Origin of the sequence: Paraburkholderia sp. FT54 (assembly GCF_031585635.1) — a bacterium.
Classification (GTDB): domain Bacteria; phylum Pseudomonadota; class Gammaproteobacteria; order Burkholderiales; family Burkholderiaceae; genus Paraburkholderia.
The window spans coordinates 2,224,051-2,238,954 of sequence record NZ_CP134195.1 but is presented as its reverse complement, the minus strand read 5'-3'; the positions used below and the strand labels follow the sequence as shown (position 1 = coordinate 2,238,954).

Here is a 14,904-nt window from a genome sequence, read left to right as displayed (position 1 = left end):
CGTTTGCCGGCTTTGCGCTTTTCGCCGATGGCGCGTCGAGGCGCGCCCCCCGAGCTGCAAAACCAATTGAAACGATCAAGCCGAGGAGACCACTCTTTATGACGACGCCGCTGCCTGGCCAGATGATGGACGTGCCGCTTACCGTGCCTTCGTTGCTCGCCCACGCCGCGCGGCATTTCGGCAGCACCGAAATCGTGTCGCGGCGTATCGAAGGCGACCTGCATCGCTATACCTATCGGGATTGCGAAAAGCGCGCGAAGCAGCTCGCGCAGGCTTTGCTCGCACTCGGCGTCGAACCCGGCGAACGGGTCGCGACGCTTGCGTGGAACGGCTACCGCCATCTGGAAGCGTATTACGGCACGACCGGCTTCGGCGCCGTTTGCCACACGATCAACCCGCGTCTCTTTCCCGACCAGATCGCTTACATCATCAATCACGCGGACGACGCCTACGTGCTGTTCGACACCACGTTCGCGCCGCTGGTCGATGTCCTCGCGCCGCAATGTCCGAGAGTGCGCGGCTGGATCGCGCTCGCCGACGAAGCGCATCGGCCCGCCATGCGGACGCCTGCGCTCAGCTACGAAACGCTCGTCACCGCGCAGGACGGCAACTTCGAGTGGCCGCCGCTCGACGAGCGGCAAGCCTCGTATCTGTGCTACACGTCGGGCACCACCGGCAATCCGAAAGGCGCGTTGTATTCGCATCGATCGACGGTGCTGCATGCGTTCGGCGCCTCGTTGCCCGACGCCATGAGTCTTTCCGCGCGCGACTGCGTGCTGCCCGTCGTGCCGATGTTTCATGTGAACGCATGGGGCATTCCGCACGCCGCGCCGCTAACGGGCGCGAAGCTGGTGTTCCCCGGCAAGGATCTCGACGGCAAGTCGCTGTATGAACTGATGGAAAGCGAACGCGTCACGTATTCGGCCGGTGTGCCGACCGTGTGGCTCGGCCTGCTCAACCATCTGCGCGAAGCGAAGGTGCGGTTTTCATCGCTCAATCGCACGGTGATTGGTGGTTCGGCTTGTCCGCCGGCCATGCTGCGCACGTTCGAGGACGACTACGGCGTGCAGGTCATCCATGCGTGGGGCATGACCGAAATGTCGCCGCTCGGCACGTTGTCGAAGCTGACGTGGGAGCAGAGCCAGCGTCCACAGTCCGAGCAGCGCAAGTTGCTGGAAAAGCAGGGCCACGCGATTTACGGCGTCGATATGAAAATCGTCGGGGAAGACGGGCGCGAACTGCCGTGGGATGGTGTCGCATTCGGCGATCTGCATGTGCGCGGGCCATGGGTGATCGACCAATATTTCCGCAAGGACGACTCACCGCTGGTGGACGGCTGGTTCCCGACCGGCGACGTCGCCACCATCGACCGTGACAGCTTTCTGCACATCACGGACCGTTCGAAAGACGTGATCAAGTCGGGTGGCGAGTGGATCAGTTCGATCGACATCGAGAACGTCGCGATTGCGCATCCTGCGGTAGCGGAGGCTGCGTGCATCGCCTGTGCGCATCCGAAGTGGACCGAGCGGCCGTTGCTGGTGGTCGTCAAGCGGGCGGGCTTTGAACTCACGCGCGAAGCGTTGCTCTCGTTCTACGACGGCAAAGTCGCCAAGTGGTGGATTCCCGACGACGTCGTCTTCGCCGACGAACTGCCGCACACCGCCACCGGCAAGCTGCAAAAGATGCGGCTGCGTGAAACCTACCGGGACCACGTTCTGCCGGGCCTCGAAGAAAGGGCCGTCTGAGCCGCTTTCGCGCCGTCGGGCTTTTAACTGAATAACTTGATCGCCATCCAGGACCGTGATCGCCGCTGGAAGTTGGGTTGCGACGGCTTCGCCTTCGCCGGGCCGCTCGGCAGTCAATCGCGCGCGCAGGGCATTGCCGGCCATCATGTAGTAGCTGTGTGTTTCCTGTTGAGCGGACATTGACCGTTTAATGACTCGTGGGCCGGAAATGAATTTGGCGCACTCGTTTTTTGAACTCAACTGGAAAAACACATGCCGATCGACACCGTAAGCCAAGCCCCCGCCTTTGCGTGGCAGCCGGACAATAATGAGCAGGTCGCCAGCGATGGTCAGGCCGTTCAGCAAACGCCCACGATTACCCCTCCCGATGGCAATGAGAGGACGATTGCCTGGAATTACCACACGACCGCGGAAGGAGACGTGAGCCAGACCCCCGACAGCACGCAGACGACGCCGACCGGGGATGAGGACGTGAGCCAGACCCCCGACAGCACGCAGACTACGGCGGGAAAGGACCTTGAGAAGGAGCGCGAGGCGTCCGGCACTGTGAAGCAACTCGACCAGAGCAGTAACCTTCCGTTTGATCAGAATTACTATAAGAAGTATGTCGAGGCCAGCGGCATTCCGATCGTTGCCTCTGCCGAGGTAGGCGACAAAGCACTGCTCAAAATGCGAGACGTCGTCGATACGATGTTGAAAAAAGATCCGGCGACCCGAGAGGCGTTGGCGAAGAATCTCAAGGGCATTCTCATCATTCCCAAGGACAAGGGAATGACCACACTTCCAGAGTATGCCAATCTCGACAAAACGAATCCGCTCCCGGGTCAATCCTGGAACGACAGAGCGCAAGGCATAGGCTGGACGCCGTCTCTGCCCTATGTCAGTGCTAGTGAAGCAAACCTGTTGCACTCCGGGAGCCCTCAGGACAAGTACCCTGACGAGTCAATCTATATCCACGAGTTTGCACATGCCGTGTTCGATGCGGGTATCGCCAGTCGTGACCCGGAGGCACGCAGCCGCCTGAACAACTTGTTCGCTGATGCAAAGGCAAACGGCTATCTCCAAAACTCCTATGCAGCTTCGAACCCTAGTGAATATTGGGCTGAGGGCGTACAGGCATGGTTCAATGCCGCGGCGGCTAACGGGTCGTCGACGACAATCGGCACGAACAAGCAACTCCACGATGCCGATCCGAATCTCTGGAATGAGCTTCGCCGATGGTTTCCCGCACCCGATGAGCTGACACACGCAATCTAGGCATAAAGATCGGCTAACACCATCTGCTTATGCACGTCTTTTGCCTCCTCTCCAGAATTGGAAGAATCTTGTGCGCTTGGGGGGGGGCGGCCGACCCTCCTTCCGCCTGAATCTTTTCTCGCAGAATTGAACGATCGTTCTTTTTTGTGTATTCTCTTCCCGTAACTCACAATAGTTCGCACTAGAGAAGCCGTGCGCGCGGCCATCCGGCCGGGGTGCGGCATCGCCTACGCATCAAGGGAGGCAGTCACATGGCAGTGGATTACGCGGTCCGCGACGGCATCGCCGTCATTACGCTCGACAACCCGCCGGTCAACGGCCTGGGGCATTCCACGCGGCTTGGCATCGTCGCGGGCATCGAGCGCGCGGCGCTCGACAAGGAAGTGTGCGCCATCGTCCTCACGGGCGCGGCCAAGGCCTTTTCGGGCGGCGCCGACATCACCGAGTTCAATACGCCGAAGGCACTTCAGGAGCCCTCGCTCGCCACGGTCATCCAGGCTGTGGAGGGCAGCGCGAAGCCGGTGGTCGCCGCCATTCACAGCGTCGCGATGGGCGGCGGGCTCGAACTCGCGCTCGGCGCGCATTACCGCATCGCCGCGCCTGGCGCGCAGATCGCGCTGCCGGAAGTGAAACTCGGCATCCTGCCGGGCGCGGGCGGCACGCAGCGCTTGCCGCGCGCAATCGGCCTCGAAGCCGCGCTCAATATGATCGTTTCCGGCACGCCGGTCATGTCGGAGCAACTCGCGGACTCCGGTCTGTTCGACGAGATGGTGGACGGCGATCTGGCCGAAGCGGCGCTCGCGTTTGCCCGCAAGGTGGGCGCGAAAGACGGCCTGCATCCAAAAGTGCGCGATCGCAAGATCGAGCATCCAAACGCTGCCGGTTTCATTCAGTTCGCACGCAATAGCGTTGCGGGTCTGGCGAAGAATTTCCCGGCGCCGTTAAAGTGCATCGACGCGGTCGAAGCGGGCGTGCAGAAAGGTTTCGACAAGGGTCTCGCATTCGAACGCGAATGCTTCATGGCGCTCGTGCAGACGCCGGAAAGCCACGCGCTGCGTCACGCGTTCTTCGGTGAACGCGCGGCGAGCAAGATTCCCGACGTGCTCTCGGACACGCCGGTGCGCGAGATCAAGCAGGTGGCCGTGATCGGCGCGGGCACGATGGGCGGCGGCATCGCGATGAACTTCATTAACGCGGGCATTCCGGTCACGCTGCTGGAAACGAAGCAGGACGCGCTCGAGCGCGGCCTCGCCACGATCCGCAAGAACTACGAAGCCACCGTCAAGAAGGGCAAGCTCAAGCCCGAAGCGCTCGAACAGCGCATGGCGCTGATCACACCCACGCTTTCATACGACGACCTGAAGAACGCCGACCTGATCGTCGAAGCCGTGTTCGAAGAACTCGGCGTGAAAGAGCAGGTGTTCACGCGTCTCGACGAAGTGGCCAAGAAAGGCGCGATCCTCGCCTCGAATACCTCCACGCTCGACGTCGACAAGATCGCCGCTTTCACGAAGCGTCCGCAGGACGTGGTCGGCCTGCACTTCTTCAGCCCGGCCAATGTGATGAAGCTTCTTGAGGTAGTGCGCGGCAAGGAGACGGCGAAAGACGTGCTCGCCACCGTGATGAAGCTCGCCAAAAAGATCAAGAAGACCGCCGTGGTCTCGCGCGTGTGCGACGGTTTCATCGGCAACCGGATGATCGAGCAGTACATCCGCCAGGCGCTCTTCATGCTCGAAGAAGGTGCGTTGCCCGCGCAGGTGGATCGCGCCATCGAGAAGTTCGGCTTCGCCATGGGTCCGTTCCGCATGAGCGATCTGGCCGGCAACGACATCGGCTGGGCGATCCGCAAGCGCCGCTATCAGGAACATCCCGACATGCACTACTCGAAGATCGCCGACCGTCTCTGCGAGACGGGGCGCTTCGGCCAGAAGACCGGCGGCGGCTGGTACGACTACAAGGCGGGCGACCGCACCGCGTATCCGTCGAAAGTGGTCGACGACATGATCGTTGCGTACTCGAAGGAAGCCAACGCCGAGCGCCGCAAGATCAGCGACGAGGAAATCGTCGAGCGCCTCGTGTTCGCGCTCGTGAACGAAGGCGCGAAGATTCTCGAAGAAGGCATTGCGTCGAAGGCGTCGGACATCGACATGGTCTATCTGACCGGCTACGGCTTCCCGCTCTATCGCGGCGGCCCGATGCTGTACGCGGACACGGTCGGCCTCTACAACGTCGAGCGCGCGATTCGCCGTTATGCGGCGCGGCCGAACGGCGATGCCTGGCAATTGGCGCCGAGCATCGCGGAACTGGCGGCCAAGGGCCGTGGGTTCAATGGCTGAGCTATAGCGCGAGTGAATTGACTGAGGTGGCGCTGTGCGGCGAACCGGCCGCGCGCCATCATCGACATCTGGAAGTAGGAGACTTGCATGACTGACGCCGTAATCGTATCGACCGCCCGTACGGGTCTCGCCAAATCATGGCGCGGCGGTTTCAACATGACGCATGGCGCGACGCTTGGCGGCCACGTGACCCAGGCCGCCGTCGAGCGCGCGAAGCTCGACCCGGCGCGTGTCGAAGACGTGATCATGGGCTGCGCCAATCCGGAAGGCGCGACGGGCATGAACATCGCGCGGCAGATCGCGCTGCGCGCCGGTTTGCCGGTCAGCGTGCCGGGCATGACGGTGAACCGTTTCTGTTCATCGGGATTGCAAACTATCGCGCTGGCCGCGCAACGCGTGATCGCCGGGGAAGGCGAGGTGTATGTGGCGGGCGGCGTCGAATCGATCTCGTGCGTGCAGAACGAGATGAACCACCACATGCTGACCGAAGGCTGGCTCAGCCAGAACAAGCCGGAAATCTACTGGTCGATGCTGCAGACCGCGGAGAACGTCGCGAAACGCTATTCGATCTCGAAGGAACGCCAGGACGAATATGGTGTGCGTTCGCAACAGCGCGCCGCTGCCGCGCTCGAAGCCGGCAAGTTCAAGGACGAGATCGTGCCGTTGACGGTGCTCGCCGGTGTCGCCGACAAAGCGAGCGGACGTCTCTTCACGAAGGAAGTCACCGTCAGCAGCGACGAAGGCATTCGCGCCGACACGACGCTCGAAGGCGTGTCGAAGATTCGCACCGCGATGCCGGGCGGGGTCATCACCGCGGGCAATGCGAGCCAGTTCTCGGATGGCGCATCGGCTTGCGTGGTGATGAACGCGAAGGTCGCTGAGCGTGAAGGGCTGCAGCCGCTCGGCATTTTCCGCGGCTTCGCGGTGGCGGGTTGCGAGCCGGACGAGATGGGCATCGGCCCGGTGTTCGCGGTGCCGAAACTGCTCAAACAGGCGGGGCTGAAGGTCGAGGACATCGACCTGTGGGAACTGAACGAAGCGTTCGCGGTGCAGGTGCTGTATTGCGCCGACAAGCTCGGCATTGCGCAAGACCGTCTGAACGTGAACGGCGGCGCGATCGCGGTCGGCCATCCTTATGGCGTGTCGGGCGCGCGGCTGACCGGCCATGCGCTGATCGAAGGCAAGCGGCGCGGTGCGAAACTGGTCGTCGTGACCATGTGTATCGGCGGCGGGCAGGGCGCAGCAGGTTTGTTCGAAGTGGTGTGATCGTGATCCGGCTCGGGCGGTAATGAACGGCGGGTGTCGTGTGGTGCAGCGCGAGAGCGGTGAACCACACGGCGCCCGTTTTTTCATTCAGGCGCGATGGCGGTCCGATGAACCGCTTTCAAGGCAAAGCCATGCCGGACGATGGCAGGCTCAAGCTGCCCTGATCGATGAATCGCGTCGTGCCCGTCAGTCCACCCGCGAGCTTGCCACGCAGAATGTAGGGAATCTGGCCCGACTGGGTCGCGCCCGCGAAGGCGAAGGCCTGGCGAACCGCGGCGAAAGCGGGCACGGTCAGCGGCACATTGACGACCGTTTCGCCGAAGCGCGGCACGGTGCCGGCCTGGTCGCTCACGCCGCTCGCGAACGGTTTGCCGTTCAGTTCGAGATCGAGCGACACGCCATTGAAGCTCACCTCGGCGTCGTTCGGATTCTGCACGCGCAGTTTGACGTTGAAGCGCATTTCGAGGCCCTGGCCGTCGATCGGTTCGATGCCGGCCACGCTCACGCGCACCGGATCGCCGCCGAACAGGCCGGCGCAACCGCTGAGCGTCAGCGTGACGATGGCAAGGATGGTGGCCAGGCGAACGGAACGGCCGGACAGCAGCGCGCGGAAGAAGGACATGACCTGCACCTCGCAAGAAGTGGCTTGGGTCATGCATTGTACCGGGCCATGCTGTACGCGGAGCGGTGTTTCAGACCGCGCGCCGCAGACGTGTTTTGACGCGGCTGGCAAGATCACGCAGCGTTTGACGGATCAGGCCCCGACGGTCCTTTAGCGCGCGGCATGGCTGCACGACGAACGCAGCAGCGCGCGCATGCGCGGCGCTAATCGCCACGACGCCGCGTTGCGGCGTCACGAAGCACTCGCCTTCGTGCAAGGTGATCGACGTGAGCGGCACGGCGTCGCCCAGCCACGCTAGCGAGTGATCGCGAAAGTCGAGTTGCAAATCGCCTTCCACGGCGACGATCGAAGTCCGCACGCGCAAGTCGTGCACGGCCAACTGGCCGGCGGTGAGGTGACAAGCGGCGTTGTGCGCCGAACCAAAGCGACGTTGACGGACTGACATGGCGGATTCCTTCAAAGCGTTTTCATGCCGCCCAGCTTATTGAGTCCGCTCATGTGAAAACAGCTGCAGCCATCGACAATCTGAACCAGTACAGTAACGCGTTTCAGCGCGGTGTATCGGTCGGAATCGCGCAAATGTGTATCTGTTGCGACGCGCGGACTGCTCGCACCATCGGCTGATGACCCAATCCATTCTCACCCGGCAGGCAGCGCCCGCGGACCGGCTGCCGGACAGCCAGCCTCTTTACCGGCAGTTGGCCGACCAATACCGCCGCGCGATCGGCAACGGCGTGCTGCGTCCGGGCGACCGCATGCCGTCGATGCGCGCATTCATGCAGCGGCACGGCGTAAGTCTCGCGACGGCGACCGAGAGCTATCGCGTGCTGGAACGCGACGCGCTGATCGATGCCCGGCCGCGCGCCGGTTATTTCGTGCGCGTGCCGCCCACGGCTGCATTGCCGGCCGCGTCCGAGCCCGACCTGGCGGCACTGCCGGGCGCGGCGCAATTCGTCGGCATTCACTCGGCGATTTCCGCGATCGTGTCGAAGTTCCAGCGCTATCCGGACGCGCTGAATCTCGGCGGCGCGACCGCGTCGCCCGATCTGTATCCGACGGACGCGCTGCAGAAAGCCGCGCTGCGCGCATTGCGCAAGCGGCCCACCTTGCTGACCGCCGCCGGACACGATCAGGGCGATCCGGCCTTGCGCGCGATCATTGCGCGCCGCGCGCTCGACGCCGGCATCCAGATCGGCGCCGACGACATCATCATGACCCACGGCGGCATCGAGGCCGTGAACCTCGCGTTGCGGGCGGTGACACAACCCGGCGACACCGTCGCGGTCGAGTCGCCGTGTTTTTTCGGGCTGCTGCAGGCGCTCGAAAGCCTCGGCTTGCGCGCGCTCGAAATTCCGGCCAGTCCGACCACCGGCCTCGCCATCGAAGCGCTGGCCTTCGCGCTGCACACCCATCCCGACATCAAGGCCGTGGTCGTGGTGCCGAACTTGCAGAACCCGCTCGGCAGCGTGATGCCCGACGCGCACAAGGCGCGGCTCGTCGAACTATGCGCGCGAGCCGGCGTGCCGCTGATCGAGGACGATCCGTACCGCGAACTGGCCGACGCCGCGCAGCCGCCTAAATCGTTGAAGGCCTGGGACATCGACGGCACCGTGATTCACTGCACGTCGTTCAACAAGGTGCTGGCGCCCGGCATGCGGGTCGGCTGGATCAACGGCGGCCGCTGGCACCCGCGCATCGGCATGCTGAAGTTCGCGCAGTCGCGGCACAACGAACAGCTGTCGCAAGTCGTGCTCGCCGGGTTTCTGGAAACGAACGCGTATGAGCGCCATTTGCGGCGTCTGCGCGACCGGCTGCGGCTGCAGCGCGAACGGATGGCGGCGGCCATCGCCACCTCGTTTCCCGATGGCACGCGCTTCACGCCGCCAGGCGGCGGCATGTTCTTCTGGATCGAGTTGCCGCAAGAAATGTCGTCGACGACGTTCTTCGAGGCCGCGCTGGCCGACGGCATTCGCGTGATGCCGGGCACGGTGTTTTCGAACGCCGGGCGCTTCGATCATTTCATCCGGCTCAGTTCGCCGAGCACGGATCTCGATCTGGCCGACGAGGCCGTGCGCAGGTTAGGGCGGCTGGCCGCACGGATGACGAAGCATTCAGGTTGATGCGGGTGCGACGCCGATGTATAAGTGCTTGAAGAAACACATCACTTCGATCGTCGGCGGACCGTGTGCCAGCGCAGCGGTTCATTGCAAGGAGTCACAAAAGACCTGCAAAGCACGCCAAATGGCATCTTCTTATCATTAGCAATCCGGTCATGTGCGGATTGCTCCCCGGCTGCTTCTGGCAGATCGTTTCTTGAAGGCAATTCCGGTCTGCCCCGCGTTACCACTCGAAGATCACCACGGAGACGATATGCCATTCATTTGTGAAAATGTCGAGTGCCGAGCTGTGCTTGCCCGCAAACAGGTCAAACCGAATCGGGACAACAACACGTTTTATTTCTTCTGTCCCGACTGCAATACGCGAAACGCGCTGATCGATGTCGGCGCCGCCGGTGGTCCTCTGGAACTGATTCAGCCTGTGCGGCAGGGGCTTCCGCACAAGGTGGTCGCAACGGCCCGGCCTCTCGAGGACGGAAGGTACGCGGCGCAATTGAGCATTCAGAAAGCGCTTGGAATCAAGGGGCCTTTTGCTGCGGAAGAGCGGTGGGATCAGCTTGGTATTTTCCCCGATCCACAAGACGCCGTCAGCTATGCGAAGACCACCGCAGCCGATTGGCTGGGGGCTGACTTCAGCCATTAAAAACGCCGAACGATTCGGTGCCGCGCTCGCGCGCCGATCTTGACGGTTTGTCTGTGAACGTCTCGTAGGCTTCTTCTAATTTGCCACCGGCATAGCCTGTACCCGACTGGAGTCAAGCGCCGACTCCAATCGGGCAGCAGTCCTGCCAGTCGTCGCAATGCCTTTCCTTTCCGCCCCACGGGCGTGAATTCGCCGCAGTGCGCAATGCTCGCGAGCGCGCCTTTAGCAGCATCGCCAGGGCCCGTTTTCTGCCCGCCCAAATCGCCCGATAAAACTCCACCCATCGCGTAAGTTTGATAGGCTTGCTCTTTGCCTTGGCCGATGAGGAAGCTCGAAGAAAATGCCAAAGCCTCCCACGCGCCGCATAGCACTCTCATGAACGTACCGACCACACAATCTGCAAACACCCATGACCGATTCGCCTTCATCTAACACGAGCACTGCGTCCATGCCCGAGAGCCCGTTCGTCGACCGGCTCGGCGCGCGGCTCCTGTCGGCCGCGGACGGCGCCAGCGAAGTCCTGCTGCCGCTGCGGCAGGATCATATGAACACGTGGGACGTCGCCCACGGCGGCGTCACCATGACGCTCGCCGACATCGCGCTCGCCATGGCCGCGCGCAGTCTGGCCGGCGACGGCGTGGGCGTCGTCACGGTCGAGATGAAGGTCAACTTCATGCAGCCGGGCCGCGGCGAATTGCGCGCGAGCGCCCGCGTGCTGCACCGCTCGACCACCATGGCCTACTGCGAAGGCGAGATCCGCGACAGCGAAGGCCACTTCGTCGCCAAGGCGCTCGGCACATTCAAGTACATGCGGCGCCTCGCCGTGGGCCGCGACATCACGCAGCAGCGCCTGCGCAGCGACCCGTCGGCGAAACCCGGTCCTAGCGACGGCTGAGCGCCGCCGTGCGACCTGCGTGCGTGTCCGAGAGCCGCGCGCGGGTTCCTGTCTTCACAAAACGCCGTTCGAATCATTCGCCGAACTAATCGGCAACTCATGGAGACGATCGTCATGCCCCAGATCAACCGTCAACTCGTGCTGGCATCGCGCCCGCAAGGCGCCGTGACGCCCGACAATTTCCGCCTCGTCGAAACGCCGCTCGCCCCGCTGGCCGAGGGCGAATTGCGCGTGCGCAATCACTTCCTGTCACTCGACCCCTACATGCGCGGCCGCATGAACGACAGCAAATCGTACGCGGCGCCGCAGCCGCTGAACGAAGTGATGATCGGCGGCACGGTCGGTGAAGTGGTGGAGTCGAAGAATCCGAAGTTCGCGGTGGGCGACAAGGTCGTCGCGATGTTCGGCTGGCAGGAATACGGCACCTCGAACGGGGTGGGCGTGCAGAAAGTCGACGATACGCATGTGCCGTTGTCAGCCTATCTCGGCCCGGTCGGAATGCCGGGTGTCACGGCGTGGTACGGCCTGAACCGCATCATCGCGCCGAAAGCGGGCGAGACCGTGGTGGTCAGCGCGGCGAGCGGCGCCGTGGGCAGCGTGGTCGGCCAACTGGCGAAGCTGGCCGGCGCGCGCGCGGTCGGTATAGCCGGCGGCGCGGACAAGTGCCGCTACGTGATCGAGACACTTGGCTTCAATGCCTGCGTCGACTACAAGGGCGGCAATCTCTATCAGGACCTCAAGGCCGCGACGCCGAACGGCGTGGACGGCTACTTCGAAAACGTCGGCGGCGAAGTGCTCGACGCCACGCTCGCGCGCATGAATGCGTTCGGCAGGATCGCGCTGTGCGGGTTCATCGCGGGCTATGACGGCCAGCCGTTGCCGCTCAAGCATCCGTCGCTGATGCTCACGCAGCGGCTGCTCGTGCAGGGCTTCATCGTCAGCGAGCACATGGACGTGTGGCCCGAAGCGCTCAAACAACTTGGCACGCTGGTCGCGCAAAAAAAGCTGGAGTATCGCGAGACCATCGCGCAAGGACTCGATGCGGCGCCAGAGGCGTTCATGGGTCTGCTCAAAGGCAAGAACTTCGGCAAGCAGCTCGTCAAGCTGATCTGAGCGCGGCAGCGGTCAAGCGAATCACACAAGACGCCGATCAACCCAGGGGAGTCACATGATGTTCGAATTCGCAGGCAAGGTGGCGGTGATCACCGGTGCGGCAAGCGGCTTTGGCCGCGCGTTCGCGCAGAAGGGAGCGTCGCTCGGCATGAAACTCGTGCTGGCCGACGTGAATCCCGACGCGCTCGCGCATACCGTCGACGCATTGCGCGAAGGCGGCGCCGAGGCGATCGGCGTGCCGACCGACGTCGCCAGCGCGGCGCAGGTCGAGGCGCTCGCGCAGGCGGCGCTGGAGGCCTACGGCCGCGTGCATCTGCTGTTCAACAATGCGGGCGTGGGCTCGGGCGGCTTCCTGTGGGAAAGCTCGGCGAACGACTGGTCGTGGGTGTTCGGCGTGAACGTGATGGGCGTCGCGCACGGCGTGCGGGTCTTCACGCCGATCATGCTGGCGCAGAACGAGCCGGCGCATATCGTCAACACGGCGTCCGTCGCGGGTCTGCTGTCGCCTCCCGCGATGGGCATCTACAACGCGTCGAAGCACGCCGTGGTGTCGCTCACCGAGACGCTGTATCACGACCTGCAGTTGGCCCAGGGTGGAGATGCAGCGGGTGGGCTCGTGGGCTGTTCGCTGCTATGCCCGGCCTTCGTGCCGACCGGCATCGCCGACGCGGAACGCGCGCGCCCCACGGACCTGCGCAACGACAGCGGTCCGACGCGCTCGCAGATCGCAGCGGGCAAGCAGCTGCAGCGTGCGGTGCAATCGGGCAAGCTGAGTGCCGACGACGTCGCCGACATCACCTTCGAAGCGATCGCCGCGCGGCGTTTCTATATCGTCACGCATCCGGGCATCATGGCGACGGTGAAGCTGCGGCACGAGGATATCGAGCAGCTGCGCAATCCCACCGATCCGATGTCGCTCAAGCCGGAAGTGAAAAACGCCGGCTAGGCGCGACTGTCGTCGCATCGCCGGCGCGCTATCGCGCCGGTTTTTTTTAAGCCTTCGGCGCTCATGCGCCGTCACACGCACAATGCCGCTGAATCCAAAGATCGAGCAGGTTCTCGACATGATCGCGCGGGCCAGGCGCCCGAAGCTTCATGAAATGACCGCGCAAGACGCGCGGGCCTCGTACGAAAAAAGCGCGCCGATTCTGGAGATCGCCAGCGCGCCGATGTTCGCGCTGGAAGATCTGCGTATCCCGACACGCGACGGCGCGACGATTCGCGCGCGCTTTTACCACCCGGTCGAACCGGGCTGGGCCGAGCCCGCGCCGGCGCTCGTGTACTACCACGGCGGCGGCTTCACGGTGGGCAGCGTCGATACGCACGATGCGCTGTGCCGGATGTTCGCGCGCGACGGCAACTGCACGGTGTTGTCGGTGGATTACCGGCTCGCGCCGGAGCACAAATTTCCCACGGCCGTCGACGACGCATTCGACGCGTTGACCTGGTTGCATATGCACGCCGGGGAATACGGCGTGGACGCGACGCGGCTCGCGGTGGGCGGCGATAGCGCGGGCGGCACATTGGCCACGGTCTGCGCGGTGCTTGCACGCGACGCCGGCATCAAGCTCGCTTTGCAACTGCTGATCTATCCGGGCACGACCGGCTATCAGCAAACCGATTCGCACTCGCGCCTCGCCGACGGCTTTCTGCTGTCGGGCGACACGATTCAATGGTTCTTCGAGCAATACGTGCGCGATAGAGGCGATCGCGACGACTGGCGGTTCGCGCCGCTCGACGGCCAGCGCGGCGCGCCCAATTTCGCCGGCGTTGCGCCGGCATGGATCGCCACCGCCGAATTCGATCCCTTGAGCGATGAAGGCGACGCCTACGCGGAGAAATTGCGCGCCGCGGGCAATGTGGTCACGCTGAAGCGCTACCCGGGCATGATCCACGAGTTCTTCAAAATGGGCGGCTTCGTACCCGAGGTCGCTCAGGCGCACGCGGATGCCGCCGCGGCATTGCGCGCGGCGTTCGGCGTGGACTGAACGCGCGCCGTCCAGCAGTCAGCGGCGCAAACGCAAATGGCAAACGAGCCGCCGCCCGATCCTCACACCATCTCGCGTTCGATATTGAAAGCGAAGCTGCGCTCGAAGTCGCCGGGCCGCGCGATCCGGTGTGAGCCGTTGTCGTCGCTACGCTCGGCGACGGCCACGTTGAGCACTTCGCCATATGCGGCCACGCGCAACGCGGTCGTGCCGCGCGTGCCGTACTCCGGCGTTTCGATAAATGCCGCCGAAAGCGCCCGCTCGCGTTCGAGCGAAATGCCGGTGGACGGCAATTCGTCGTCGCGTGCGAGGCGCGGATCGCGCATCAGATCGATCAGGCGTTCGAGCGGCGGCATGGCCTCGCGCGCGAGCAGGGTGCCCAATTCGGTGCGCTTTTTCACGAGCTTCGGCCACGCGGTATCGAGCACTGCGTTCGAGATGCCGTGCGTGCCGGGTGCGAGCAGCGCGGGCGCGAGGTCGGCGCGGTTGCAGTACCAGGCGAGTTCGCGGCGCGTCCAGTCGCCCACCAGCAGATTGAAACCGTTGTAGATGTCGCCGGTTTGCGCGACGTGTTGCAGGTACGCGAGCGGCGTGCCGCGCGAGTTGCCCTCGACGTTGCCATGCACGTCGCGCGCGGCGCCGTTCAGCCAGTCGCTGACGAGCGTGCCGCGGGTCGGCGCGTCGGCGCGCATTTCGTGCGGCGCGCGGTAATTGGTCAGCGCCGCGAACCGGCCATCACGCGACATACCGAGCCACGTGCCGCCGCCCAACAGATCGCGGCCCGCCAGCACGCCCGGCGCGTCATGCCACCAGCTGATCGGTTCGGCCGTGCGGCGAAAGAATTCGTCGCGATTCGCGGCGAGCGTGAAGAGCGGGCCGTCGACCGCGTCGGGTCGCCAGTCGAAGACGATCAGGCACATCG

General features: G+C 63.9%; 13 protein-coding genes. 10 read left to right on the top strand and 3 right to left on the bottom strand.

What is annotated here, in order from left to right:
- Positions 1-98 precede the first annotated feature (98 nt).
- From RI103_RS10445 to RI103_RS10430, 4 genes are all read left to right on the top strand, one after another.
- Positions 99-1,745 (top strand): 3-(methylthio)propionyl-CoA ligase, encoded by a 1,647-nt coding sequence (locus tag RI103_RS10445; protein ID WP_310811973.1) that lies wholly within the window; start codon positions 99-101, stop codon positions 1,743-1,745.
- A gap of 252 nt (positions 1,746-1,997) precedes the next feature.
- On the top strand, positions 1,998-3,002 hold the full coding sequence (locus RI103_RS10440) for a hypothetical protein (protein WP_310811972.1): 1,005 nt from the start codon (positions 1,998-2,000) through the stop codon (positions 3,000-3,002).
- Positions 3,003-3,253: 251 nt separating this feature from the next.
- Positions 3,254-5,338, top strand: a complete 2,085-nt coding sequence (locus RI103_RS10435) for a 3-hydroxyacyl-CoA dehydrogenase NAD-binding domain-containing protein (RefSeq protein ID WP_310811971.1) — start codon at positions 3,254-3,256, stop codon at positions 5,336-5,338.
- Positions 5,339-5,425: 87 nt separating this feature from the next.
- Complete coding sequence (locus RI103_RS10430) at positions 5,426-6,604, top strand: acetyl-CoA C-acyltransferase (protein WP_310811970.1); 1,179 nt, start codon at positions 5,426-5,428, stop codon at positions 6,602-6,604.
- Positions 6,605-6,722: 118 nt separating this feature from the next.
- On the opposite strand, the gene RI103_RS10425 is transcribed toward RI103_RS10430, so the two are convergent.
- Entirely contained in the window at positions 6,723-7,226 is a 504-nt protein-coding gene (locus RI103_RS10425) for an LEA type 2 family protein (protein ID WP_310811969.1), read from the bottom strand.
- Between the two features lie 70 nt (positions 7,227-7,296).
- Positions 7,297-7,671: a hypothetical protein gene (locus RI103_RS10420; RefSeq protein WP_310811968.1), complete on the bottom strand. Its 375-nt coding sequence runs from the start codon at positions 7,669-7,671 to the stop codon at positions 7,297-7,299.
- Positions 7,672-7,849: 178 nt separating this feature from the next.
- Between RI103_RS10420 and RI103_RS10415 the strand changes: the two genes are divergently transcribed.
- From RI103_RS10415 to RI103_RS10390, 6 genes are all read left to right on the top strand, one after another.
- A complete protein-coding gene (locus tag RI103_RS10415; RefSeq protein ID WP_310811967.1) occupies positions 7,850-9,346 on the top strand; it encodes a PLP-dependent aminotransferase family protein in 1,497 nt (498 codons plus the stop codon).
- Between the two features lie 250 nt (positions 9,347-9,596).
- Positions 9,597-9,986, top strand: coding sequence for a hypothetical protein (locus RI103_RS10410; RefSeq protein WP_310815218.1), 390 nt, complete (start codon positions 9,597-9,599; stop codon positions 9,984-9,986).
- A 409-nt stretch (positions 9,987-10,395) separates the two neighbouring features.
- On the top strand, positions 10,396-10,881 hold the full coding sequence (locus RI103_RS10405) for a PaaI family thioesterase (RefSeq protein ID WP_310811966.1): 486 nt from the start codon (positions 10,396-10,398) through the stop codon (positions 10,879-10,881).
- A 114-nt stretch (positions 10,882-10,995) separates the two neighbouring features.
- Positions 10,996-11,994 (top strand): NADP-dependent oxidoreductase, encoded by a 999-nt coding sequence (locus RI103_RS10400; protein WP_310811965.1) that lies wholly within the window; start codon positions 10,996-10,998, stop codon positions 11,992-11,994.
- Positions 11,995-12,052: 58 nt separating this feature from the next.
- Positions 12,053-12,940: an SDR family oxidoreductase gene (locus RI103_RS10395; RefSeq protein ID WP_310815217.1), complete on the top strand. Its 888-nt coding sequence runs from the start codon at positions 12,053-12,055 to the stop codon at positions 12,938-12,940.
- Positions 12,941-13,022: 82 nt separating this feature from the next.
- Positions 13,023-13,982 carry an alpha/beta hydrolase gene (locus tag RI103_RS10390; protein ID WP_310811964.1) on the top strand — a complete coding sequence of 320 codons (960 nt, stop codon included), beginning with the start codon at positions 13,023-13,025 and terminating at the stop codon, positions 13,980-13,982.
- Positions 13,983-14,044: 62 nt separating this feature from the next.
- Here RI103_RS10390 and RI103_RS10385 read toward each other — a convergent pair whose 3' ends face one another.
- Positions 14,045-14,902, bottom strand: coding sequence for an NRDE family protein (locus tag RI103_RS10385; protein WP_310811963.1), 858 nt, complete (start codon positions 14,900-14,902; stop codon positions 14,045-14,047).
- Positions 14,903-14,904: the final 2 nt, after the last annotated feature.